General features: G+C 40.4%; 21 protein-coding genes and 3 pseudogenes. 15 read left to right on the forward strand and 9 right to left on the reverse strand.

Features of this window, described 5'->3' with window-relative positions; genetic code table 11:
- Nucleotides 1-2 precede the first annotated feature (2 nt).
- The 5 genes from IEV18_RS05925 (at nucleotide 3) to IEV18_RS05945 (ending at nucleotide 5,545) form a co-directional block, all read left to right on the forward strand.
- Nucleotides 3-1,133: a CamS family sex pheromone protein gene (locus IEV18_RS05925; protein WP_188391462.1), complete on the forward strand. Its 1,131-nt coding sequence runs from the start codon at nucleotides 3-5 to the stop codon at nucleotides 1,131-1,133.
- A gap of 167 nt (nucleotides 1,134-1,300) precedes the next feature.
- Nucleotides 1,301-1,591 carry an Asp-tRNA(Asn)/Glu-tRNA(Gln) amidotransferase subunit GatC gene (gene gatC / locus IEV18_RS05930; protein WP_188391463.1) on the forward strand — a complete coding sequence of 97 codons (291 nt, stop codon included), beginning with the start codon at nucleotides 1,301-1,303 and terminating at the stop codon, nucleotides 1,589-1,591.
- A gap of 12 nt (nucleotides 1,592-1,603) precedes the next feature.
- Nucleotides 1,604-3,073, forward strand: coding sequence for an Asp-tRNA(Asn)/Glu-tRNA(Gln) amidotransferase subunit GatA (gene gatA / locus IEV18_RS05935; protein WP_188391464.1), 1,470 nt, complete (start codon nucleotides 1,604-1,606; stop codon nucleotides 3,071-3,073).
- The gene (gene gatB, locus IEV18_RS05940; protein WP_188391465.1) at nucleotides 3,070-4,503 is read left to right on the forward strand and encodes an Asp-tRNA(Asn)/Glu-tRNA(Gln) amidotransferase subunit GatB; all 1,434 of its coding nucleotides are present in this window, start codon (nucleotides 3,070-3,072) and stop codon (nucleotides 4,501-4,503) included. Before gatA ends, gatB begins: the two co-directional genes overlap by 4 nt.
- A 136-nt stretch (nucleotides 4,504-4,639) precedes the next feature.
- A complete protein-coding gene (locus tag IEV18_RS05945) occupies nucleotides 4,640-5,545 on the forward strand; it encodes a diacylglycerol kinase (RefSeq protein ID WP_188391466.1) in 906 nt (301 codons plus the stop codon).
- Nucleotides 5,546-5,791: 246 nt separating this feature from the next.
- Here the strand turns inward: IEV18_RS05945 and IEV18_RS05950 are convergent, their stop codons facing one another.
- The 7 genes from IEV18_RS05950 to IEV18_RS05980 all read right to left on the reverse strand — a co-directional run bounded on the left by IEV18_RS05950 (nucleotide 5,792) and on the right by IEV18_RS05980 (nucleotide 12,511).
- Entirely contained in the window at nucleotides 5,792-6,424 is a 633-nt protein-coding gene (locus IEV18_RS05950) for a cupin domain-containing protein (protein WP_188391467.1), read from the reverse strand.
- 128 nt (nucleotides 6,425-6,552) lie between these two features.
- Nucleotides 6,553-9,141, reverse strand: coding sequence for an ABC transporter permease (locus IEV18_RS05955; RefSeq protein WP_188391468.1), 2,589 nt, complete (start codon nucleotides 9,139-9,141; stop codon nucleotides 6,553-6,555).
- On the reverse strand, nucleotides 9,138-9,821 hold the full coding sequence (locus IEV18_RS05960) for an ABC transporter ATP-binding protein (protein ID WP_188391469.1): 684 nt from the start codon (nucleotides 9,819-9,821) through the stop codon (nucleotides 9,138-9,140). Before IEV18_RS05960 ends, IEV18_RS05955 begins: the two co-directional genes overlap by 4 nt.
- A gap of 169 nt (nucleotides 9,822-9,990) precedes the next feature.
- The gene (locus tag IEV18_RS05965) at nucleotides 9,991-10,995 is read right to left on the reverse strand and encodes a sensor histidine kinase (RefSeq protein WP_188391487.1); all 1,005 of its coding nucleotides are present in this window, start codon (nucleotides 10,993-10,995) and stop codon (nucleotides 9,991-9,993) included.
- A gap of 1 nt (nucleotide 10,996) precedes the next feature.
- Nucleotides 10,997-11,680, reverse strand: a complete 684-nt coding sequence (locus IEV18_RS05970) for a response regulator transcription factor (RefSeq protein ID WP_188391470.1) — start codon at nucleotides 11,678-11,680, stop codon at nucleotides 10,997-10,999.
- Nucleotides 11,681-11,847: 167 nt separating this feature from the next.
- Nucleotides 11,848-12,162, reverse strand: a complete 315-nt coding sequence (locus IEV18_RS05975; RefSeq protein WP_188391471.1) for a DMT family transporter — start codon at nucleotides 12,160-12,162, stop codon at nucleotides 11,848-11,850.
- Between the two features lie 4 nt (nucleotides 12,163-12,166).
- Nucleotides 12,167-12,511 carry a DMT family transporter gene (locus IEV18_RS05980; RefSeq protein ID WP_188391472.1) on the reverse strand — a complete coding sequence of 115 codons (345 nt, stop codon included), beginning with the start codon at nucleotides 12,509-12,511 and terminating at the stop codon, nucleotides 12,167-12,169.
- A 219-nt stretch (nucleotides 12,512-12,730) separates the two neighbouring features.
- On the opposite strand from IEV18_RS05980, the gene rlmD reads away from it, so the two are divergent.
- The 7 genes from rlmD (at nucleotide 12,731) to IEV18_RS06015 (ending at nucleotide 21,403) form a co-directional block, all read left to right on the forward strand.
- Entirely contained in the window at nucleotides 12,731-14,116 is a 1,386-nt protein-coding gene (gene rlmD / locus IEV18_RS05985) for a 23S rRNA (uracil(1939)-C(5))-methyltransferase RlmD (RefSeq protein ID WP_188391473.1), read from the forward strand.
- Between the two features lie 330 nt (nucleotides 14,117-14,446).
- Nucleotides 14,447-15,283 carry a C40 family peptidase gene (locus IEV18_RS05990; RefSeq protein ID WP_188391474.1) on the forward strand — a complete coding sequence of 279 codons (837 nt, stop codon included), beginning with the start codon at nucleotides 14,447-14,449 and terminating at the stop codon, nucleotides 15,281-15,283.
- 515 nt (nucleotides 15,284-15,798) lie between these two features.
- On the forward strand, nucleotides 15,799-16,905 hold the full coding sequence (locus IEV18_RS05995; protein WP_188391475.1) for a phosphate/phosphite/phosphonate ABC transporter substrate-binding protein: 1,107 nt from the start codon (nucleotides 15,799-15,801) through the stop codon (nucleotides 16,903-16,905).
- A gap of 81 nt (nucleotides 16,906-16,986) precedes the next feature.
- Nucleotides 16,987-17,775, forward strand: coding sequence for a phosphonate ABC transporter ATP-binding protein (phnC, locus tag IEV18_RS06000; protein WP_188391476.1), 789 nt, complete (start codon nucleotides 16,987-16,989; stop codon nucleotides 17,773-17,775).
- Complete coding sequence (gene phnE / locus IEV18_RS06005) at nucleotides 17,750-18,565, forward strand: phosphonate ABC transporter, permease protein PhnE (protein WP_188391477.1); 816 nt, start codon at nucleotides 17,750-17,752, stop codon at nucleotides 18,563-18,565. The genes phnC and phnE (IEV18_RS06005) overlap by 26 nt, the downstream gene beginning before the upstream one ends.
- 11 nt (nucleotides 18,566-18,576) lie before the next feature.
- Nucleotides 18,577-19,380 (forward strand): phosphonate ABC transporter, permease protein PhnE, encoded by an 804-nt coding sequence (phnE, locus tag IEV18_RS06010; protein WP_188391478.1) that lies wholly within the window; start codon nucleotides 18,577-18,579, stop codon nucleotides 19,378-19,380.
- Nucleotides 19,381-19,453: 73 nt separating this feature from the next.
- Complete coding sequence (locus IEV18_RS06015; protein ID WP_188391479.1) at nucleotides 19,454-21,403, forward strand: motility-associated ABC transporter substrate-binding family protein; 1,950 nt, start codon at nucleotides 19,454-19,456, stop codon at nucleotides 21,401-21,403.
- Nucleotides 21,404-21,552: 149 nt separating this feature from the next.
- Here IEV18_RS06015 and IEV18_RS06020 read toward each other — a convergent pair.
- Nucleotides 21,553-21,708: pseudogene (locus IEV18_RS06020) on the reverse strand (sortase domain-containing protein); the annotation flags it as partial.
- Nucleotides 21,709-23,427: 1,719 nt separating this feature from the next.
- Here IEV18_RS06020 and IEV18_RS06025 point away from each other — a divergent pair.
- The 3 genes and pseudogenes from IEV18_RS06025 to IEV18_RS17660 all read left to right on the forward strand — a co-directional run.
- Nucleotides 23,428-24,057 carry a TetR/AcrR family transcriptional regulator gene (locus tag IEV18_RS06025; protein ID WP_188391480.1) on the forward strand — a complete coding sequence of 210 codons (630 nt, stop codon included), beginning with the start codon at nucleotides 23,428-23,430 and terminating at the stop codon, nucleotides 24,055-24,057.
- 4 nt (nucleotides 24,058-24,061) lie between these two features.
- The gene (locus tag IEV18_RS06030; protein WP_188391481.1) at nucleotides 24,062-24,604 is read left to right on the forward strand and encodes a GNAT family N-acetyltransferase; all 543 of its coding nucleotides are present in this window, start codon (nucleotides 24,062-24,064) and stop codon (nucleotides 24,602-24,604) included.
- 4 nt (nucleotides 24,605-24,608) lie between these two features.
- A pseudogene (locus IEV18_RS17660) lies at nucleotides 24,609-24,746 on the forward strand (MBL fold metallo-hydrolase); the annotation flags it as partial.
- 151 nt (nucleotides 24,747-24,897) lie between these two features.
- On the opposite strand, the pseudogene IEV18_RS17220 reads toward IEV18_RS17660, so the two are convergent.
- Nucleotides 24,898-25,067, reverse strand: a pseudogene (locus IEV18_RS17220) (IS4 family transposase); the annotation flags it as partial.

A 25,067-nucleotide genomic window follows, 5' to 3' on the forward strand; every position in this document is an offset into this window, starting at 1 on the left:
CCGTGAAGAAAATAAGCATTGTTTTGCTCTGTACACTCCTGTTGCTGACGAGCTGCATACCGAACCGAAATGATGATGAAGTATTGCAAAATGATGAAACAGAGACGAAGACATCGATTGTTCCAAGTCATCGATTGTCTGAGGAAGAGTATCGAATTGTCCTTCCTTACGAAACGAGCAAGGCAAGAGGAGTTATTGTCAATCAAGTAGCTAACCGGGTCGATATTTATGAAATGGAAGAAGGATTAAGACGCCACTCCAAGGAAGTGTTTAATCCGGATGAACTATACTTCCAAGAAGGACAATATTTAACCGAAGATATGGTCTTTGATATGATTACGGAAATGAACCCGAAAATCGATCGGGATAAGACCGAAGATATGGATCTGGAGGAAGCGGCAGATGTATTCCGGGATAACCCGCGCTACCTCTCCCATATTTTGGAACAAAATTATTTAAAGCCAGGGGAAGATAATGTAGTGGAATTGGCCGGAGTTTCCATTGGCATCGCCTTAAAGTCGGTTTATCGTTTTCAGCCGCAAATCGGCAGTCCATATTTTGAAGAGGAGATTCCCTTCCAGGAAATGATGGAGCAAGGAAAGGAAATCGCCCAGAAAGTATTGGAGCAATTGCGGAGTATTGAAGGACTGACAAACGTTCCCCTCTTTATCGCTCTATACCGGGAAGAAAGCCAGGCGTCTCCGGTGCCAGGCAATTACGTTGCAAAAACACTCGTGCCTGCCGGCGATTTTTCCATTAAAGATTGGGAATCGATTAACGAGGAATATGTTTTATTTCCATCAGACGAAGGAAAAGAAAAGTATTTAGAGGACCATGAAATTATTACAAGTTTTGGCAGTGAAATTGCTTCCTTTTTTCCGAATTACGTTGGAGTTGTCGGAGAAGGATTCTACATTGACGAAGAACTGCAAACTTTAACCATCGAAATACCGATTGAATTTAATGGGAGTGCGGAGATTGTCGGATTTACGCAATATGTTTATGGTCTCATTCAAGATATGTTCCCCAATTATTATGATTTAGAGGTAAGAGTGACATCCAGCGAAAAAATCGAAAGTCTTCTTACGAGAGATGCCGGGGAAGACGAAGTGAATGTGCATATTTTGCATTAGTACATCGGAAATTTGCCATCTTCAAAAAATAGGATGGCAAATTTCCTGTTTCCCTTTCATTGCGACAGTTGCGCTTGGGGATTTAACTTTGCTATTATCGATATTGGTAGTTGACAAATATTTTTTTGTTATAATATAGGAAAAATTGAAGTTTGGAGGGTAAACCATTGGCAAATATAACGATCGAGCAAGTAAAACATGTGGCCCATCTTGCCCGTCTCGCTTTAACAGATGAAGAAGCAGAACAGCTGACGAAGGATTTAGCGGCGATTATCCAATATGCAGAGCAATTAAATGAATTGGATACAGAGAATATCGAGCCTACGACCCATGTAATCGACATGAAAAACGTCATGCGCAAAGACGAGCCAAAAGAGTGGATTACACAAGAAGAAGCATTAAAAAATGCTCCGGATCATAAAGACGGTCTGTTCCGTGTACCAGCTATTCTAGAATAGGGAGGAAAATCGATGCCTTTATTTGACCACACAATCAAGGAATTAGAAGAAAAGATACATAATAAAGAAATCTCCGTTCAAGATTTAGTGGATGCATCCTTTAATCGTATCCGAGAAGTTGATGGGGAAATCCATGCTTTTCTTACATTAAATGAAGAAAATGCCCGCCAAAAGGCAAAAGAATTAGATGAATCGGAAGAAAAATCCGGCAAACTATTCGGCATGCCTTTAGGCTTGAAAGATAACATTGTAACGAAAGGGTTAAGAACGACGTGTGCCAGCCAAATTTTAGACAATTTTCATGACCCGCTATATGACGCGACAGTAGTCCAAAAATTGCAGAATGAAAATGGGATTACAATTGGAAAACTAAATATGGATGAATTTGCCATGGGCTCCACCAACGAAAACTCCAGCTATACCCCGGTCCGTAATCCTTGGAATACGGATCATGTTCCTGGAGGTTCCAGCGGGGGTTCTGCAGCTGCAGTAGCAGCAGGAGAAGTGTTATTTTCCCTAGGTTCTGATACAGGCGGTTCCATTCGCCAGCCGGCAGCATTTTGTGGCGTCGTAGGAATGAAACCGACCTATGGCCGAGTGTCCCGTTTTGGTCTTGTAGCCTTTGCTTCTTCATTAGATCAAATCGGACCAATTACTCGTACCGTAGAGGACAATGCCCGAGTGCTGGAAGTGATCTCCGGCTTGGATCCGATGGATGCGACAAGTGTTAACTTGGACGTGCCTAAATTTACCGATGCATTAACCGGGGATGTGAAAGGACTAAAAATTGGGGTTCCGAAGGAGTATCTCGGTGAAGGGGTAGACCCGGAAGTGAAGGAATCCGTAATGCAGGCATTGAAAGTATACGAATCTTTAGGTGCCACGTGGGAAGAAGTTTCCATTCCGCACGCAAAGTATGCGGTAGCAGCTTATTATCTGCTCTCCTCCTCGGAAGCTTCAGCGAACCTTGCCCGATTTGACGGGGTGCGCTACGGAGTCCGAACGAAGAATGCGGATAATATGATTGACATGTTTAAGAAATCCCGCAGCGAAGGTTTCGGAGAAGAAGTAAAACGCCGCATTATGCTCGGAACTTTTGCTCTAAGCTCCGGCTACTATGATGCTTATTATAAAAAAGCGCAAAAGGTGCGTACATTAATTAAGAATGATTTTGAAAAAATCTTTGAAAACTATGATGTTATTATCGGCCCGACAACTCCGACAACAGCTTACAAAGTTGGAGAGAAAATTAATGATCCATTGTTGATGTATGTCAACGATATTACGACCATTCCGGTTAACTTGGCTGGTGCTCCTGCCATTACCGTACCATGCGGATTTTCCGAGAACGGTCTTCCAATCGGCTTGCAGATCATCGGCAAACATTTTGACGAGAGCACGGTTTACCGTACTGCCCATGCTTTTGAACAAGCGACGGACTATCATACGAAACGTCCTCAATTAGGGGGTGCCAACAAATGAACTTTGAAACAGTAATCGGTCTCGAAGTACACGTAGAATTAAAAACAAAATCAAAAATCTTCAGCCCAAGTGTCAACGCCTTTGGTTCCGAACCGAACACGAACGTGAACCCGATTGACCTTGGCTACCCGGGAACCCTTCCGATTTTGAATGAAGAAGCGGTGAACTTTGCCATGAAAGCGGCTATGGCACTGAATTGTGAGATTGCCACCTATACGAAGTTTGACCGGAAAAACTATTTTTATCCTGATAACCCGAAAGCCTATCAAATTTCCCAGGATGAGCAGCCGCTTGGCAAGAATGGCTGGATTGAAATTGAGGTAAACGGACAGAAAAAACGGATCGGCATAAACCGGGTCCATTTAGAAGAAGATGCAGGAAAACTGACCCATGGGGATGATGGATATTCTTACGTTGATTTTAACCGTCAAGGTACTCCGTTAATTGAAATTGTGTCAGAACCTGATATGCGTTCCCCTGAGGAAGCCTATGCCTATTTGGAGAAACTAAAAAATATTATCCAATACACTGGTGTTTCCGATGTGAAAATGCAAGAAGGTTCCTTAAGATGTGATGCGAATATTTCATTGCGTCCAATCGGACAGAAGGAATTTGGTACTAAGACAGAATTAAAAAACTTAAACTCTTTTAACTTTGTCCAAAAAGGATTAGAGTTTGAAGAAAAACGTCAGGAAAAAATCCTTCTCTCCGGCGGTGTTATCCAGCAAGAAACCCGCCGATATGACGAAAAAACAAAGGAAACCATTCTTATGCGGGTAAAAGAAGGGTCTGAAGATTACCGTTACTTCCCGGAACCGGATTTAGTACCTTTATATATTGACGAGGAGTGGAAAGAGCGGATCCGCAAAGAAATTCCGGAGCTTCCGGATGCCCGGAGAAAACGGTATGTGGAAGAATTGGGACTTTCCGAATATGATGCCGGTGTCCTGACGAGTTCTAAAGAAATGTCCGACTTCTTTGAAGAGACAATAAGTCACGGTGCAGATGTTAAACAAGCAGCCAACTGGCTCATGGGTGAAGTTTCCGCCTACATGAACAAGCACTTAAAAGAGCTGCCTGAATTAGCGATTACACCGGAAGCGCTGGCAAAGATGATCAAGCTCCTTGAAGCTGGAACGATTTCTTCAAAAATTGCGAAGAAGGTTTTTGCCGAGTTAGTTGAAAAGGGCGGCGATCCGGAGAAAATCGTTAAAGAAAAAGGACTTGTACAAATTTCCGATCCAGAAAAACTGAAGGAAATTGTGAACCAAGTATTGGATGAAAATGAACAGTCTATCATTGATTATAAAAATGGAAAAGGCAGAGCTTTAGGCTACTTAGTCGGACAAATTATGAAAGCAACGAAAGGGCAGGCAAACCCGCCGCTAGTAAATAAGATTTTGAAAGAGGAAATTGAAAAGCGGCCATAAACACTTTCCATTGCTTAAACTTTAGACTACTATCGTTTGCTGCGATAGTAGTCTAAGCTTTTCAAAATACTTTTTTCGGCATATGATAGGTGAAGACAAAGGAAATAGGAACCATGTTAACACGGGGAGGATATAAATGAAAAGGGCACGTATAATTTATAACCCGACGTCCGGAAGAGAAGCATTTAAAAAGGAGCTCCCAAACGTCCTGCAAAAATTAGAAGATGCTGGCTATGAAGCGTCTGCCCATGCAACGAAAGGCGAAGGAGATGCAACAGAAGCGGCGAAAATTGCCGTTGAACGGAAGTACGACTTGCTCGTTGCTGCGGGAGGGGATGGAACAATCAATGAAGTCATTCATGGATTGGCAGAAAAGGAATATCGGCCAAAGCTTGCCATCATTCCGACGGGTACGACAAATGACTTTGCCCGGGCGCTGCAAATTCCTCGGGATATTTCAAAGGCAGTGGATATTATAACTGAGGGCGATTCCATGTCTCTAGATATCGGGAAGGTAAACGAACATTATTTTATCAATATTGCCGGCGGCGGCAAGCTGACTGAGTTAACCTATGATGTTCCGATAAAATTAAAAACGATGATCGGGCAACTGGCCTATTACGTAAAAGGAATTGAAATGCTTCCATCTTTGAAACCGGCACGGGTAAAAATTGAATATGACGGAAACATCATCGATGAAGATATTATGATTTTTCTCGTCTCGAACTCCAATTCGGTAGGCGGATTTGAAAAATTGGCTCCAAATGCCAAATTAGACGACGGATATTTTGACCTGTTAATTTTGCGAAAAACAAACTTAGCGGAGTTTATCCGGATTGTCACTTTAGCGTTGCGGGGGGCCCACTTGGAAGATGATAAAGTAATCCATGTGCAGGCAAAGCATATTAAAGTAACGCCGGTGGAACAAATGCAGTTAAACATTGATGGCGAATACGGCGGACAGCTTCCTGGAGAATTTATCAATCTGAAACAGCATATCGAATTTATCGTGCCAAAGTCATTTAAAGAAAAGGAAAATTGAAAGAAACAGCAAATCAAATTATTTTAAATTGATTTGCTGTTTCTGATTTTTGTGCTCATTCCAGGCACCTTGTGCTGACACTGGGCTGAATAGTCATACGCGAAACAGTACAATAGAATTGATTTTGCTTGGTGAGACCGATGAGTAATTTTTTTGATAAAGGACGGTCATTTACATTAATCTGCAGGGAACGAATATAGCTGGACGAAATAACATTGGAATTTTTACCATTTTGCCAGAAATGTATTAACCCCAATACGTCGGATACGGGTACGTATATGGAGTTTGCGGATGGTATCCGGTATAGGTCGATTGCTGATTTTGCGAAGATAAATCTTGCTTCCATCTGTCACAGTCTTTCGGCGGACCGATATTTGTGGAAGGTTTTACGGGAGCAATTGCCTGTTTCCATTGATTTTCATCCATGCAATAGGTGTGGGCCATGATGTTTGCAGGAGTTAGCTTCAAAATATCCGACCCTAAAATGATATCTGGGGTAGGGGCATTAAAGATTGCCAGAAGATGGGTGTTATCTTCTAACGCCACTTCATAATGCCACCATCCTTGCGGAACGTTTGCCACTTTACCAGGAGTGAGCGTGTAATTTAGCATTTTCTTAGTAAAAGGATTGAGTATAGATACGACTGCAGAACCGGATATACAGTATACAAGTTCTGCTGCATTTTGGTGGTAATGCGGTTCTACTACATTGTCTTTGCTTAAGAAAATATCCAAAAGTGATAAATTGTCTAACGTATTAAGTTGCTGGATACTCAATATGTTAATGAAATTTTGATTATCTTTTTTAAACACCGGACTTTTATTTAAATCAAAAGAAAATTGAGCCGCTGGAGATGTAAAATCTATATCAGAAGCCATGAAATTCCTTCCCTTCGCAAAAAAATATAGGCATTGTATTATATACCCGATTATTGCGGAAGGTGAATTTTGTCATAGCTTTGCTGGATAATAAAATGCGTTTAGCCGTATGACTAAACGCATTTATGTTAAATATTTTCCTGCCTTAATGCATCGACAATATTTTCGTTTTTAATTTTTGCGATGGAATACAGCATGGCAGTTCCTACGATAAAGAAAATCATAACAATAACGGTTAGGATACTTAACCATGGAAGTTGAAACTGGTATTCAAACGTATGGCCAATGGCGCGATAAATGAGAAACATAACTAAGATGCTAATAGGGAGTCCATAGGCCAAAGCCTTTATTCCGTAAAAAAGACTTTCATAACGAATCATTTTATGAAAACCTTTTGGTGTCATACCGACAGAACGCAGCATGGCAAATTCCCGTTTTCGCAATGAAATGCTTGTCGAGATTGTGTTAAAGATGTTGGCAATCGAAATTAAGGTAATAAGTGTAATAAACCCATAGGCAAATACGGACATGAGCATAATCATTTGCTCTCCCCGCTGACGATGCTGTTCCACATTATAAATGTGAAGGCTCGGCTCTTGCCATTTTTCGATTGCTGCTTGAGTAGCCATCGGGTCTGTACTATTGAGATACAAATAAGTGTTTACGTATTCTTGTTCAATAGGAAGCTGGGCAAATATGGTGTCTGGAACAATTAGATTCACACCGCCGAGGGATGCTGAATAAACCCCTGGCGGAACTTGATCTGTAAGTGCACCGACGTGAAGGCTCGTCACAAATTGTCGATGCGCCTCCTCACTTTCTGCATCTTCGTAAAATATGGCATATAAGTCTAGTTTATTGCCAACTTCCGTTTCAATTGCTTTCGTTTCAATAATTTTGCCGGAATCGTAATCTTTATAAGATATTTGGTCGATAACGATGGCAGCCGGATTTCCTGATTGCATAAAATCTTCAGGATTTACACCGATTTGTTTGGCAAAGGAGCGGAAACTTTCCTGATCCAAACTATGAAGTGAAACATAATAAGGATATTTTCCATCCTGAAGTGGAATATTGTTTTCTGTAATTTGCTGCTTCAATAAATCAGGCAGTGCTTCCATTTCGATAAGTGCTTCTAATTGTATTTCCTCTATCAATGTAGAAGATGTAACGTGATCAAGGTTCGCAAATTTATTTAATTCATTCTTATTTAATTCATTACTGTAAATTTGCAAGTCGTATTGAATGTTATCTTGAGACAGAATCAGTGATTTTTTCAGATTTTCAGTGAAAAAGGAAACGGACAAAAATAAAACAATACTAATCACTAACGAAAACAAGGTGGCCAAGTATCTCTTTTTATTTCTTTTTACATTTTTTAGTCCGATTTCTGCTTCCATCCCAAAGACTTTTCGAACGAATTTAGACGTTTTTACCTTTTTTCCGGATAGTTTAATATCGTGGGTCTGCCGAATGGCATCAATTGCTGAAATTTTAGATGCCCGTTGTGCCGGTACATAGGTTGAAATAAAAATCGTTACGATTGAGATTCCAATAGCCAAGAGAATGGAAGCTGGTGTGACAACTAATTCCAATTTCTCCGTAACCCCAAGTGCTCCATGCAAAAATTGATTTATATAAGCAAAAGTAATTCCAATCCCGGCGATGCCTGCCAAAATACCAATAGGTATGCTTATGAAACCAACTACAGCCCCTTCAAAAAAGACGGAGTTTCGTTTTTGCTTTTTAGTTGCTCCTACACTTGACAACATTCCTAAGTGTCGTGCTCGTTCAGATACACTTATTGCAAAAGCATTATATATTAAAGCTACGGAGCCGATGATGATTACTGCCATAATAATGCTTGCCAAAGAATAAAGAGTGGACCGTAGATTATCATTTGCTGTGATGCCATAATAACGAAGCAATTCACTATTAAAGTTAATCTTTTCAATACCAAGGGCGTCAGCTAAATTTTTCGCATCGTCAAACAGAGAACCATTTAAATCATTTAATACAACCATTGCGTCGGTTGGAACTGCATTGCTTAGATTCTGTTCGTCTACGTAGCCAATGACGGTATATCCAGGAGACCAGGCTGGTTCCCATTCCGGACGTTCCACAATTCCAACAACAGTTAACGTTCTAGTCTCAGCAACTTGGATTTCTTCATTGATGATATTTTCATCCCAAACGATTGGGTCTGTTTGGTTTAGGACAGTTCCATCCGTCATGTTTATTCGTTTTCCGACAGGAATGGAAATTCGCTCTCCGATGTTGAAATTCGTTTTTGCATTGCTTATCATCGGCTCGGAAATTGCAATTTCATCAGACCGTTCCGGCATTCTTCCTTCAATGACTTCAATCGGAAAATTTTCCAGTCCTTCTTTATTATAATTTTGAAAGTACAAATAAGGTTTATAGTCATTTTCTGATTCTTCAAGAACTGCATAACTGCTGCTGGAAAGCATTAATGTTTTTGTATTATCATCTTGTTTTATTGCAGTGATTTGTTCCAGTGACACATCTTTATATTCGACGTGCCACTCTCCGTTATTTGCGATATGCTGCCGAATGACTAAATCTAGAAAAGAAACACTAATGGTCGAAACAGCAGTAATCATTGCAACAGAAATAATGACTCCGATGATCGTTACAAGTGTCCTGCGTTTGTTTTCTTTTAAAAGCCGAAGAGTGACTTTATGGACAATATTCATGGACGAATCACCTCATCTTTGGCAATTTTGCCGTCTTTAATGGAGATGATTCGGTCTGCTTGTAAGGCGATACGTTCATCATGGGTGATAACGATCAATGTCTGATTATAAATTTTGTTGAACATTTTCAGCAGTTCCATAATTTCTGCACTATTTTTGCTGTCAAGATTCCCAGTCGGCTCATCTGCAAGAATAATTGCCGGATTGGTGATCAATGCCCGTCCGATGGAAACCCGCTGCTGCTGGCCGCCAGAAAGCTGATTAGGCAAGTGGGATAGGCGATCTTTTAATCCTAGACTTTCAACAATTTTATTAAACTGGCTGCCGTCTACTTCGTGTTCATCGAGAAGCATTGGCAATGTAATGTTTTCCTCGACGGTTAAGATTGGAATCAAATTATAAAATTGGTAAATCAGGCCGATTTGTCTTCTTCGAAAAATGGCTAATTGTGTTTCATTCAAGTTATAAATATCTGTTTCATCGATGAAGACTTTTCCGCTTGATGGCCGATCCACTCCTCCAAGCAAATGAAGCAATGTGGACTTTCCTGAACCGGATGGTCCGATAATACATACAAACTCTCCTTTTTTTACCGAGAAGGAAATATTATCGAGTGCGGTAACGGCAGTTTCTCCCTTGCCGTACACTTTGGACAGATTTTTAACTTCTAGTATATTCATGTGAATCAACCTCCAAATTTAGCAGAATTCTGTTCTGCGAAAGTAGAACCCGGACATTGATGCCGCAAGTTCATCTTGAGGTCAGTTTAATTCATCAGTATGACTTTAACGTGACTCGTAAGTGACAATTTATTCACTTTGGAAAAAGAAAAAACAAGCAAGGCAGTTTTCATACGACCTGCTTGTAAAATTTAATGTGAAAGATTGTTCCTGCTCCAGTCTGGCTTTTTACCTCGATATCGCCATTCTGGCTTGTAATAATGCTATGTGCCATTGCCAGCCCAATACCAACACTTTCTTCACTGGCATTTTTCCCTTTGTAAAACCGTTTAAAAATATATGGGAGGTCCTCTTTTGCAATTCCTTTCCCGTTATCTGAAATAATAATCTCCGTGTAGAGGGCATTTTCCGAAAATTGAACGCTAATTTTGCCGCCTTCTCCTGTATGCTCTACACAGTTTTTTAATATGTTGACGAGGGCTTCCGTTGTCCAATGGTAGTCCCCTAAAAATACTGCATCAGGATTGCCTGTCACATCTAATTGCTGCATTTTTATATCCATTGGAACGAGAAGCGGTTCTACTGCATTTTGGATGAGGGAACGGACCAGCACTTTTTCTTTTTTAAAAACAATGGTTCCGGCATCGATTTTCGACAGTTTAAGCAAGGAAGATACGAGCCATTCCATTCGTTTCAGCTGAATTTGAATGTTACGGGTGAATTCCAATCGTTTATTTTCATCCAGATGTTTATCTCTTAACAGGTCAGCCATCACCATCATGGAAGTGAGTGGGGTTTTTAGCTGGTGGGAAATATCGGAAATGGCATTTGTTAATTTTGCTTTATCTTCTTGTAAAACATCACTATGTGATGAAAGCATTTTCGTCACTTTATAGATGTTATTTTTTAAAATACTTAACTCGCCTTCATTGTTATCTCGTACATCTAAGTGGAAGTCTCCGCTCGCAATTTGCTGTAAGTATCCTGAAAGTTTTTCGATTTCCTTGTATCGCCATTTCGTAAAAATAAGGGTACAGCTAATCAGCAGAAAAGATACCGTGAAAACAATTCCGGCTGCAAGAAAAGAAATGAAGATAGCGGATATGGCAATTCCAATAATGCTTATGAAGAAAAGAAACATCAAAAGTATTTGTACTTCCCGATTGCGCAGCAACTTACTCACCAACCTTATATCCCATGCCCCGAATCGTTTTGATTAGCTTTGGCCGCCGCGGATCATCTTCTAATTTTTCCCGAAGCCTCTTAATATAAACGGTTAAGGTATTATCATTGACAAAATCACCGCCCGCATCCCAAATTCGATCCAAGAGCTGTTCCCGTGTCAAAACTTGTCCGATATGATTGGCAAAGATAAGAAACAGACGGTATTCCAATGCCGTTAATAAAATTTCCTTGCCGTCTTTATATACTTTTCCCTCTAAGGTGTTTATTTTTATATTTTTGATTTCGATAATATTGGCTGGTTTCGAATGGCGGTGATAGCGGCGAAGCACTGACTTTATACGGGAGATAAGTTCGCGGATGCGAAAAGGTTTCGTAATATAGTCATCTGCTCCTAAATCGAGTCCCATGACAACATTCACTTCGTCATCATAAGCAGTTAAAAAAATTACTGGGATATCGTGATGGCTTTTAACTAGCTTACATAAGTCATAGCCGCTCCCATCAGGCAAATTCAGGTCAAATATGCATAAATCAATGTCTTTCACAGAATTATTGATGACTGTTGTTGCAGAGGCTGCGTCATAACAAAGAATCGTATCAAAGTTTTCCTGTTTTAACGAATATTCCAATCCGGATGCAATCGTCCGGTCATCTTCGACCAATAATATATTCATCCTTGATTCACCCTAACATTACATTTTCTTTCTTTTTATCTTATTGAATGGAGCGGAGGACGTCAAAAATGATGTTATAAATATTTAGAATTGTTTTCCCGGAAAAGAGATCAAATTGTCTCCAAAAATAAAAAACAGGCCTATTTCTTAAGAAACAAGCCTGAAAATTACTCCAATATTTTTAGGCCGACAGCGCCTGTAATAATGCAAAGCAAGAAAAGGATTCGTTTCCAGCTGGCCGGTTCCCTAAAAAAAAGGATACCCATAATGACGGCTCCGGCAGCTCCTAATCCGGTCCAGACGGCATAAGCAGTACCGAGGGGAATGTCCGCCATCGCCAATCTCAAGAAAACAAAGCCAAGCCCGAAGGTGACAACAACTAACAGCAAACGCGGCAATGATTTTTTTTGAATATAAAAATTAATGCTCATGACGCCAAATATTTCCCCAAAGCTGGCAATTACAAGATAAACCCATGCCATTCCATCAGCCCCTTGCTTCCGTTTTTTCCTTTGTCTCCGATTCATCTGTTACTAGCTTAATGCCGACAACGCCGAGAATAATTAGTGCGATAAAGAAAAATTGAATAGGCGAAAAATCGGCATGAAAGAAAAAATAATCTATGAGTACGATGGCAGCGGCACCGGATCCGGTAAACACCGCATAAACCGTTCCGGATGGCAGTACTTCACAAGCTTTAATAATGAAATAGAAGCTGAAAACAATCGCAATAATGGTGCCAAGCCATTCAATCGGGGAATTAGAAAAACGCAAGCCTAAAACCCAAACTACTTCCACAATAGCTGCGAAGAAAACGTATAGCCAGCCCATGTCTATCTCCTTTCCGTAAACTGCACAATCAACATAAAGTATAGCATAAGCAAATATTTGTTGCTCTGTTTGCGATTTGGCATCGTCCTAATGCTCAAATTTTCGACCTGGTTTTTAAATAAAGGAAGATGAAATAAGTTTGAAATGAGGGTTTTTGCACGGGATATGGATTATGGTAAGATGAGAATCGATAACTATGTACGCAAAAGGAAGAGACATATGAAAAAACAACAAGCACCGGTTAAAAAGAATGAAACCGTTACGTTAACCTTTGAAGATTTAACCCATGAAGGAAATGGAGTCGGAAAAATTAACGGCTATCCGCTGTTTGTCCCTTATGGTTTGCCCGGAGAAGAAGCAATAGTTAAAGTCATCAAAGTGAATAAAAACTTTGGTTACGGAAAGCTTTTGGAAGTGAAAAAGAAAAGCAAAGACAGAGTGGAGCCTCCTTGCAATGTATTTTACAAATGCGGCGGCTGCCAAATTCAGCATATGAGCTATGATTTGCAGCTCCAGATGAAACACAACCAAGTAAGAAATGTGATGAAAAAAATTGCCCATCTAGAACACGTTCCGGTTCATCCCGTACTCGGAATGAAGGATCCGTGGCGTTATCGAAATAAAGTGCAAATTCCCGTCGGCGAAAAGGATGGGGAATTAATAACCGGTTTTTACCGGATGCGGAGCCATGACATTATTGATGATATGGAAACCTGTGTTGTTCAGGATGAATTGAATGACCGGGCGGTTCATGCGGTCCGCCGGATTGCCAATCGACTTGGCATCGAGGCCTATGATGAAGAGAACCATCGCGGAGTGTTGCGCCATATTATGGTGCGCACCGGGCAGGAGACGGGGGACACGATGATTGTTCTCGTCACACGCACAGAACATCTGCCCCATGAGGAAGAACTTGTCCGGGAACTGACAGAGACCTTTCCTCATGTCAAATCGATTGTACATAATATTAATGACCGGCGCACGAATGTTATTTTAGGACGGAAATCAAAGGTAATTTGGGGAGAAGAGCATATTTACGATACAATCGGCGATATTCGTTTTGCCATTAGTGCCCATTCGTTTTACCAGGTTAATCCGCCGCAAACGAAAGTGCTTTATGAAAAAGCATTGGAGTTTGCAAATATAGATAAAGATGATGTAGTTATTGATGCCTATTGCGGGATTGGAACGATATCATTATTTTTGGCCCGGAAGGCAAAGAAGGTTTATGGTGTGGAAGTAGTTCCAGAGGCTATCCGTGATGCCAAAAACAATGCAGCATTAAACGGTATTGAGAATGTGGAGTTTGTTGTCGGAGAAGCGGAAAAGGTAATGCCGGAATGGAAAGAGCAAGGGCTTGATCCGGATGTCATCGTCGTTGACCCGCCGCGGAAAGGCTGTGATCCAGCTTTCCTGCAGGCAATGATTGAGATGGAACCGAAGCGGATTGTCTATGTATCCTGCAATCCTTCCACTATGGCAAGAGATTTGCGCATTTTGGAAGATGGCGGGTATGAAACAAAGGAAGTCCAGCCGGTAGATATGTTCCCGCAAAGCATGCACGTTGAAGCTGTGGTGAAATTAGAGTTACAGGTGTCTAACTAAAATAAAGTCTTACTAATCAAAATAAACTTTTTCCACCACCTACACCATTTCAGTTAAAATAAACCTTTGCTTTTTTCCAAACAGATTCAATCAAATCTCGGGTTTTCCTCATCAGGAGCCCGAGTTTTTTCATGTCTTTTTCAATATCTTTTCAATACTGTTATGTTCCTAACCCATTGATATTACTGGGTTTGTCCAATATCTCACTCAATACCAATTCAATAAAAAATCAATAATCATCCAATACTTTTATCTTATTTCTTTATCTCTTTTCTCTCTTATTTACTTCCCTCTGTTCTAGCAGAACTTTATCCCAACTGCGAAAAAACCATGAAAAAACAGCCGAAAAAGGCCCGGAAAACGACCGATTTTAAGGATGATAAACTCTGGCTTGTTGGCGAACTGCAAACCCAAGCGCTGTATGGACATGAGGTTACGATTCTCGAAGAACAGGGAGATTGGGTAAAAGTAGCGGTGCATGAACAGCCGACTCCTAAACACGACATCGGCTATCCAGCCTGGATGCCCAAAAAACAATTGGCAAATGAAGCGAGTTTTGCCAGTTTGAAAGAAAACAAGCCTTTCGTACTTGTAACCAAACCTACCGTCTGGCTCTATGAAGACAAACATCAGCGAAAACCATTTATGGAGATCAGTTTTAATACCAGATTGCCGCTAATTGCCGATACGGGAGATGAATTATTAGTAGCAACCCCAAGCGACGGGAAAAAGTGGATATCCGCTGACGATGTTGACATCTACGAATCCGAGGATAGGATCCCAGCTCCTACGGCAGATGATTTAATAGAAACCGGTAAGAAGTTTTTGGATTTGCCTTATCTATGGGCGGGAACTTCGGGCTTTGGATTTGATTGTTCCGGCTTTACGTATACCATTTTTAAGGCTCACGGCATCACCATTCCCCGCGATTCTTCTGTTCAAGCAACACATGGAGAGCCGGTGGAGAAGGAAAACCTTCAAAAAGGAGATCTGCTATTCTTTGCGTATGAAGAAGGAAAAGGAGCCGTCCATCATGTAGGGATGTACATGGGAGACGGAAAAATGATTCATTCCCCAAATTCCAGTAAAACCGTAGAGATTATTGATGTTTTTGAATCTGACTACTATTCATCCGAGTATGCAGGTGCAAGAAGGTATATCGAGTAGAATAATGAAGGAGGGGGCTCCCGCTTAACTGTGGGAGCCCTATTTATTGATTGGATACTGCGACGCAGTGTGTTTTTGCTGGCAGTCTAGGCCCTATTTAAAGGATTGATTCCTGTTGCATGATTAATGATTTTATTTACCCTGTTATTGGTCATTTTTCCAGAAATTGTTACTTTCTTACCGAATTTATCCATGGGGTAATTTTGAAATGAAATAAAAAAAGGAATCTATATGTTTAAAAACCTGATCAAGTTCTAGTTCTTACCGAAGAATTATAGACTTGTTCGGGTTTTTTAAATTGGTTGTTCCGTGCAGCCGAGGGAAAAGAGGCGATCGTGTCAACTAGTAAAAAAGCAAATAATAAAAAACAGGGGTAGTGGGGTTCATTCTTTTGTGGTCTGATTTCAATACCCCATTACATTTTTTACATAAATTTACATATTTTTACACTACCTTTACAGAAAATTAACGCTATTGTGCTAATATGTCTGTATAAAATGAAGGGGGAGAGCTACATGAAAAAAGTGATGCTTTTTGCAGCAGCGATTTTCTTTTGTCTATTTTTAGCTGCTTGCGGAAACGAAGAATCAGAGAGTGCTTCAACGGAGGGCTCGGATACGAATGAAGCAGCGGACAGCAGTTCAGAGAGCGCGGACTCCGGTGATGCAACAGAAAATAAGTCGATTGAGAAATTATCCATTGGATTTGTTCCATCTCGTGAGCCGGAAGAGATTATTACGGCTACAGAACCATTAAAAGATTTGCTGAAAGAGGAATTAGCAGAGTTAGGCTATGATGTAGGAGAAATTGATATTACAGTAGGTACGAATTATGAAGCAGTCGGGGAAGCTTTATCAGCAGGAACGACGGATGTCGGGTTTATTCCTGGTGGTACATATGTATTGTATGACGACGGAGCGGAAGTCATTTTAACAGCAACTCGTGCAGGTTTAAGCACGGATTCAGATGATCCGGCAGAATGGAATAAAAATGAGCCGATTGAAGCAGCGGATGAACAAACGACGTCTTACCGTGCATTAATCATTGCCGGTCCTTCTGAAAAAGGACAAGAGCTGGCAGAGAAAGTGAATAATGGCGAAGAATTGACATTTGAAGATTTAGACAGTGCGACTTGGAATGTGATGTCATCCTCTTCTCCGGCAGGATATATTTATCCGGCTTTATGGTTAAAAGAGAATTATGATAAAACGATTACGGACTTATCCCAAGCAGTCCAAACGGATTCATACGGAAGTGCGTTTGCCCGTTTAGCTTCCGGACAAACAGATGTATTAGTTACGTATGCCGATGCACGCCGTGATTTTGAAGATACGTGGACGTCAGAATACGGCCGTGAAGCGGACATTTGGGAAGAAACAGATGTAATTGGTGTAACACCGCCTATTTATAACGATACGATCAGTGTCAGCAAAAACTCTGAAATTATGGATGAAGGTTTAAAAGAAGCGTTACAACAAGCGTTCATTAATATTGGAGAATCGGAAGAAGGAAAAGAAGTCATTTCCATCTACAACCATGATGGATATCAGGAAGCAACAGATTCCGATTATGATAATGAACGAAAAGCACAAGAGTTAGTTCAGGAAATCGGTGGAAATTAAGAGCATATTTTTTACTAGACTAATAGAAAAATGAGACCGCACAAACGGCTCTCATTTTTCTTGCTAGATTGGAGTATTGGCATGATTGAGTTTAAACAAGTTCAAAAAAAATATCCGAATGGATTACTGGCATTAAAAGATATCGACCTGGAAATCAAACAGGGAGAATTTGTCGCCGTTATTGGGCGTTCTGGTGCAGGGAAGTCCACCTTATTGCGCTGCATCAACCGCATGCATAATATTACAAGCGGTTCGTTGACAGTAGACGGGGTAGAAATAAGCACGTTAAAAGGGAAAGAGATTCGCAAACTGCGCCGCAATATCGGGATGATTTTCCAGTCGTTTAACTTGGTGACACGCATTTCGGTGTTGAAAAACGTACTGGTCGGATTTGTACCCGATATGCCTGTCTGGAGAAAGATCCTCGGTGTGTTTACGGAAGAAGAAAAAAAGCAGGCATTGATGGCTATTGATCAAGTTGGCATTTTAGACAAAGCATACACAAGGGTGGATCAATTGTCCGGCGGGCAGCAGCAGCGGGTGGCTTTAGCAAGAACGCTGGCACAACATCCGAAAATTATTTTAGCGGATGAACCCGTAGCGTCACTTGACCCGGTGACCGCAAAACAAGTGATGGACGATTTCCGGCGCATTAATCAGGAACTCGGGATGACGGTTGTGATGAATATTCACCATGTGGAAATGGCGCTTGCATACGCACACCGGGTGATTGGACTGCGTGACGGGGAGATCGTGTTTGACGGGAAGTCGGAAGATGTTACAGATGCTGTTTTACATCGGATTTATAAAGGATCCCCGGAACAGCAAGGGGGAAGTGAAGCACATGTTATCGAAGCTGCTACCAACTAAAAAACTAACGCTCCCAAATGGAAAAATCGTTGTTGAAAAACGGTCGCTGACCCCCTTGATCGTGCTGCTTTTGCTTGGATTTAGTTATATTTCCATTCAAGTGACCGGGTTTGATTTCGGCATGTTCATCAACCGGATCCGTGAGTTTTTTGTCATCATTCAAGAAATGATCCCGCCGACATGGGAATATTTGCCGCAGATTTGGCAGCCTTTGATAGATACGATTAAAATGTCAATTCTCGGCTCTTGGTTAGGAGCTGTTTGTGCATTGCCGATCGCGATGCTTGCAGCAAATAATATTACGAAAATAAAGTGGATTTCCTCAGCAGTTAAGTTTTTGCTGAGTTTGCTCCGGACCCTGCCGACTTTGATTGTCGCTCTGATTGCCACGTATGTGTTTGGCTTGGGGACGTTGGCAGGTACGGTAGCCATTTTCTTATTTACGATTGCCTATGTTGGAAAACTATTATACGAACAAATGGAGAATGTCGATATGAAGGCGTATGAAGCGATGCATTCCATGGGCTTAACAACGATTCAATCGTTTCGTTATGCGATCATGCCGCAAATCTTGCCAAACTACTTATCAACATCCCTCTTTTGTTTTGAGGGAAATGTGCGGTATGCGGCAATTTTAGGCTATGTCGGAGCCGGCGGCATTGGCTTGTTGCTGAATGAAAACCTTGGCTGGCGAAATTATGCCAATGTCGGTATGATTTTGCTTCTATTAGTCATTACCGTTTATGTCATTGAAACGATTAGTGAATATTACCGAAAGAAATTAAAGTAGGAGATTTTCGAATGAATGATATTGTAAAACAATTGGAGCTTGAGCCATCTTATCGCCTTTCCAGAATCATTACCGTCTTCGTCGTCCTCCTCTTTTTTGGCTGGTCGATTTCGGCCATTCAGTTGGACGAAGTGGAGTCGAATGGCTGGACGGTTGCTAAAAATATTTTATTAGGTCTCGTTCAACCGGATACCGAATTGCTGTTTAATGTGACAAATGGCGTACCCTATTTACTCCTGGAAACCATCGCCATTGCCTTTTTAGGTACCATTGTCGGCGCAATACTCGCTATTCCACTAGCCTTTTTGTCTGCTTCGAATATTGTGCCGAAGCCGATTGCTTGGCTCGTGCGCCTTTTGCTGATTTTTATCCGAACCATCCCGGCAATTGTGTACGGGCTGATGTTTATCCGTGTAACAGGTCCGGGAGCCTTCGCAGGTGTGCTGACGATGGCACTGACAAGTATTGGCATGCTGTCTAAATTGTATGTTGACGTCATCGAGGACTTGGACACATCGATTTTGGAGACGATGGAATCGATTGGAAGCAACGTGATGGAAAAAATACGCTTTTGCATCATGCCCCAGCTGTCGGCTTTATTTTTATCGATTGTCATTTATCGATTTGATATGAACCTGCGTGATGCTGCCGTACTGGGATTGGTTGGCGCAGGCGGGATCGGCGCTCCGCTCATTTTTGCAATGAATTCCTATCGTTGGTCGGAAGTAGGTTCCATTTTAATTGGGCTTGTTATCCTGATTTTAGTCGTCGAATACTTTTCCAATAAAATACGGACGAAATTGGTGAGGGGATAAGCTATTCCTTTTGTTTGTGCTATTATGCTGACTGTTTGATCAAAAAATATGTAATAAATAACGGAGGGTCGTCATGAAAAAAATCCAAGTTATTTTATTATCTATTTTATGTCTGTTCATGGTTACATTTATGACGGATGAAGCAGCCTTTGCTGAGAATGCACAAGATCCGGCACCGATATTAATTCCGGAACAATCAAACGAAAAAAGCGTATTATTTGATAACAGCCATGGTCAAACATCAGGACAGTCCGATTGGGTTATTGATGGAGCATTTTCCGACTTTGCGGATGCTCTTGTGGAAGAAGGGTATACAGTCAAAGAATTTCGCAGCGACGACCCGCTAACCATTCAAGATATCAAAGATTATGATGTGTTTGTTATTCCGGAAGCAAATATTCCATTTACTGTATCCGAACAAGAAGCCATTGCAACTTATGCTGAGCAAGGCGGTGCCGTATTTTTCATCGCAGACCATTATAATGCGGACCGCAATTTAAACCGCTGGGATTCCAATGAAATTATGAATGGCTGGCGTCGGGGAGCCTTTGAGGATCCGACCAAAGGAATGTCAGCTGATGAAGCAAAAGCACTTCAAGGTGTTGAAAATTCGACGTGGCTAAGCGATGAATTTGGTGTGGAGTTCCGCTATAACGCCATAGATCGTACGGTTGCGAATCAAGTGGTATCCCCGGACGAATCATTTGGTATTACAGAAGGTGTAAATGAAGTTTCCATTCATGCTGGTTCAACTTTAGCAATTACGGATCCGGAGATCGCGAAAGGAATTGTCTATTTACCGGACGGGTTGACCGAATCAGCAAATAAATGGGCGCATGCTGTTGACCAAGGTGTCTATGCAGGCGGTGGTGTAGAAGAAGGTCCATTTGTCGCGATTGGCAAAAAGGGATTGGGTAAATCTGCGTTTATCGGGGACTCCTCTCCGGTTGAAGATGCTACACCTAAATATCTTAACGAAGAAACCGGTAGACCGAAAACAACGTATGATGGATTTATTGCACACGACAATGCTAGATTGCTGGTGAATATTGTTCATTGGCTGGCGGAAGACGAAAATTATGATTCCTTCGATGAAACGTCGATTACACTGGATGACCCAACTCCACGATTGGAGATGGAAGATCCGCTGCAATCTACGGAACCACAAGAAGAACCTTGGCGTGAACCGAGGGAAGGATATGTATGGTACGATACATCTACTTTTGCGGATGGGGCGTACGGTTCAGATGTGGATCCTCCGGCACCATTGATTCACTCCATCATTACACCAGATGTTTTACCGAACAATGGGGAACCTTTTGAGGTGACGGTTCGTGTAGAAGGACTAGCCCCAAACAGTACTGTCGATGGTTATCGGATTCAAGTGTATGTAGAAGGCGGTAGATCGATATCACAAGTACAAAACAGTGATGGTTCATGGCCAAATCATTATGGTTATTTTGACATTGGTTCCTTCACGGCGAACAGTGAGGGGATTGCTGAAAAAACAGTAACCATGCGATTAAATCGTTCAACGACTGCAACAGAAGGATTTATTCGCGTGAAAAACAGCAGCGGGGATAATGTCATCACCGAATCGGTAGTCATTGGGGAAGGTTCTGAAACGGAGGACCCTCCTTCTGAAGAAGAACCACCAGCTGATGGCGAAACGCAAGTCATTGAAAACGGCAATTACAAACTAATCTTGCCAAAGACCTTGCCGGAGAACGGGGAAGCCTTTCCGGTTCAAGTAGAAATTACAGGATTAGAGCCAGGAACGACGATAAATAATGCCCAAATACATGGCGGAAAAAGCATCTCGCAAATACAAAATGCCGATGGCACATGGCCATCCCGGTATGGTTATGGTCATGTAGGCACAGTAACAGCCAACAATGACGGCATTGCAACAGGAGAAGTAATGATGCGAATCGATCCTTCAACGACAGCCAAAGAAGCGAATATTCGCTTGCGTTTAGGTTCGGGAAATAATGTATTAACGTCAAAAATTCAATTACCATGATAGTATACTGTTAACTTTTGCCCCATTCTCCGCTCGAAAAGGATGGGGCTTTTTAGTATGTAACTAAATAATTGGCTGTGAAAAGATAATGAAAAAATTCTCACCCCGGGAACTGTCCCCTCTATAGATCCCCGGAAAATCGCATATACTTATTCCACTAGAGTAGCTTGAACAATATAACGATCTGGTGCATACCCGATATAGTCAAATGGGTAACAGGTTGTCAGTGTCAATGTAGGTTCGTCTTTTTGGACAATTACCGTCCGATCATCCGCATCGGTAATCCATGTATCGTTGATTTCATATATTCCATTCCCAAAACTTTATTCCAACTTCGAAAAAACCATGAAAAAACAGCCGAAAAAGGCCCGAAAAACGATCATTTTTGAACCGAAAAACCTTCAAAATAGGGGTTCCGTAGCAAATCTTTATTATGACTGAAACGGTGGAATGCGGGTTGGAGGGGCAGAAAAAAGCAGGGGTTTATTATGGTTGTACAGAAAGTGTCTAACTAATTTAAACATCTCTCAGTAAAAATAAACATTACCGATTCAGATCCGGTTTTCGTGAAAATAAACATTTCCGATTTCCGGATCTTTTTCATGCCCATCCCTTGTTCTGTCTCGGTTTCCTCGTGTTTCCCTCACTCAACATTCTCGGAGAACTTTATTTTAAAACAGAAAAAAAGGTGAAAAAACAGGCATAATAGAGGGAAGAAAGTGCGTGTTTTTGAAAGAAAAAACATCAAAAATGGGGGTTCTGTCGGTAATCTTTATTTTAACTCGAACGGTGGAATGTGGGTTTGAGGTGGGTGTTTTCGGTGATGTTAATTTTTAGGGCACAGTAATTGTCTAACTAAAATAAAGTCTTACTAATCATGTAAATATCCACTTTATTTCAGATTGTGAATTTCAAATTATTTCAGATGTATAATCTGTATAAGGTACGTGACACGGCTTGATATGGAGAGGCGGGTAGCTAGCCTGCCTGGCAAGCCAAAGTCTTTAGACAGCTGGCTTCTTGGCTTGAAACGCATGGCCGCAGAGGCTCCATGTCAAGCCATTCAGGGTATATTTATACACTTAATACGAGCTTTATACATATATACTTTGTGAAAAATCTGGACTAATTTGAACAAAATGTGCTGCTTTTGGCTGGAATAATGTGCATCTTTACACTAATCAAAATAAACTTTTTCCACCACCAACACCATTTCAGTTAAAATAAACCTTTGCTTTTTTCCAAACAGATTCAATCAAATCTCGGGTTTTCCTCATTTGGATCCCGAGTTTTTTCATACCTTTTTCAATATCCATTTAGTAGAGTTATGTTCCTAATTTATTGATATCACTGGGTTGATCCCATCTTCCAACTGATATTAATTCAATAATAAATCAATACTAATCCAATACTTTTATCTCATTTTCTCATCTCTTCTATCTCAGATACTTGACCTGTGATGTGGCAAAACTTTATTATAAATATGAAAAAACATGAAAAAACAGCCGAAAAAGGCCCGAAAATCGGTGTTTTTGTAACCGAAAATCCTTAAAAATCAGGGTTCTGTAGCAAAACTTTATTTTTACTCAAACGGTGGAATGCGGGTTTGAGAGTGGAGAAAAAGCAGAAGTTTATTTTGGATTCACAACAGGTGTAATCTTAAAAATAAATTTATCGTTTTAAAAAATAAATTTTTATTTTGGCCCGGAATTGTTAAGAACCAATTTTATCATTCCAGGGTCTTTTCTTGATCAATTCCTTAATAAATTAACATTTATATGATTTATTTATAAATTCCATTAAATTCTCAGGTTTTTCTCATCAGGAGCCTGAGTTTTTTCTTGTCTATTTATTCATAGATTCCATTGTATCTTCATTGCGGCTGTATGTTATAAATTTTCAAATAAGATTTGTTAATGTTTCACTCAGGAAAACTCAAACTATACAACAGTGTCGTTATAATGTATAATAAAAACGACAACTGTGTATAGTTTGATGTTAGGTTTTTTGGGGAGATGATTTTTATGGCACCGATTGTTAGTGAAGAGTATAAAAGGAAGAAAAAAAGAGAATTGATTCAGGCAGCTAGGAAGGTATTCATTGAGCGAGGATTTGTCCGTACCTCGATGCAAGATATTATGGATGAAGCTGGAGTATCAAGAGGAACTTTATATAGTTATTTCGATAATATTGACCATGTTTTTATTGAAGTTCTAAAATATGAAGATCAAAAAAACATAGATGATTTTTTACCATCTGGTGAAGGAACTTTATGGGCACAATTAAAGAATTGGATTGAAGAATGGCAAATCTATATTGAGCAAATTAATCAAACATTGGTCCATGCGAATACGGAATTCTTCTTGACCTCTGATTATGTAAAATCTATAGATAATTCCTCATATCTTTTTGAACGTTATGCTCGAACAACAGAAGCGATAGAACAGTTAATTGATGAAGGTACTCGTACTAGAGAATTCAAACCTCAGCAATCTTCTCGGTCCATTGCAATGTTTATCTTGTCATTTTTGAATGGACTAATGTTAGACACTTATCAGTTGGGGCATGAACAAACCAAAGTAAAAGATCAACTATCCGTTCTACTTTATTCTTTAGAAAAATTATTAAATCCAACATCCGTAAATAAGGAGTGATTTGATGTTGTTTGAATCAACGAGATTGAAATTAAGAAAGATGACACTGGAAGATGCGGAACTATATCATAAATGGAGAAATGACTTGGAAGTGATGTATTCCACTAATCCTATTTTAGATGTTTATCCGGTGGAAACGACAAAGGAATTTGTTGAGCAAGTCATTTTGGGTTCAAATAATGCGAAGAGCTACATCATTGTTGAAAAAGAAAACGAACGATCAATTGGAGTTGTATCATTAACGAATATTGATTTTAAGAATAGAAATGCCGAGTGTATTATCGACATTGGAGAAAAGGAATATTGGGGAAATGGCTTTGGTTCAGAGGCACTCAGATTATTGCTGGATTATGCCTTTTACGAAATGAACCTCCATCGAGTTTCTCTTCGAGTATTTTCGTTTAATGATAGGGCAATTCGTATGTATACAAAGCTCGGTTTCAGACAGGAAGGAAACAGTAGACAAGGTTTATTTAGAGATGGCAAGTGGCATGATGTCTTGCATATGGGCATTTTACAAAATGAATACTTTGAGAAGCGGGTATAATGCAATGGAGATTATAGAACTTCCAATCGAGTTTGAATTTAATGGGCAGAAACAAAAAAATTATCCCAGCCTAATTGTTACATATATCGATTTAACATTAGTAGATACTGGTTATCCCAATTTTTTACCTCTAATTGAAAATCACTAGCATTGCATAAATATAGTTGGAATATTCAGTAAATAATTTTCTCATAAATTAAGCCAAAAAGTCAAAGTCCAACTAAAGGTGGCTTTATCCATTTTTTGAAAATTATATACAGTTCATCCAAAAGGGACAACGACATTTGCCTTTGTTATGGAACGGCTTTTTTCTCAAACCTTCGCAGCCAAATGTAAGCTGGCTTCCATAGTGCTGCCTTTAACCAGCGGCTAATTCGAAGCAGCGACTTTTTACTTTTTGTTTCTAATTGAATCAGTACATGTAAACAGTAGGTGATGAGTGCGATGTAAATTTGATTTTGTA

This window comes from Compostibacillus humi (genome assembly GCF_014637175.1).
GTDB lineage: Bacteria > Bacillota > Bacilli > Bacillales > Amphibacillaceae > Oceanobacillus > Oceanobacillus humi.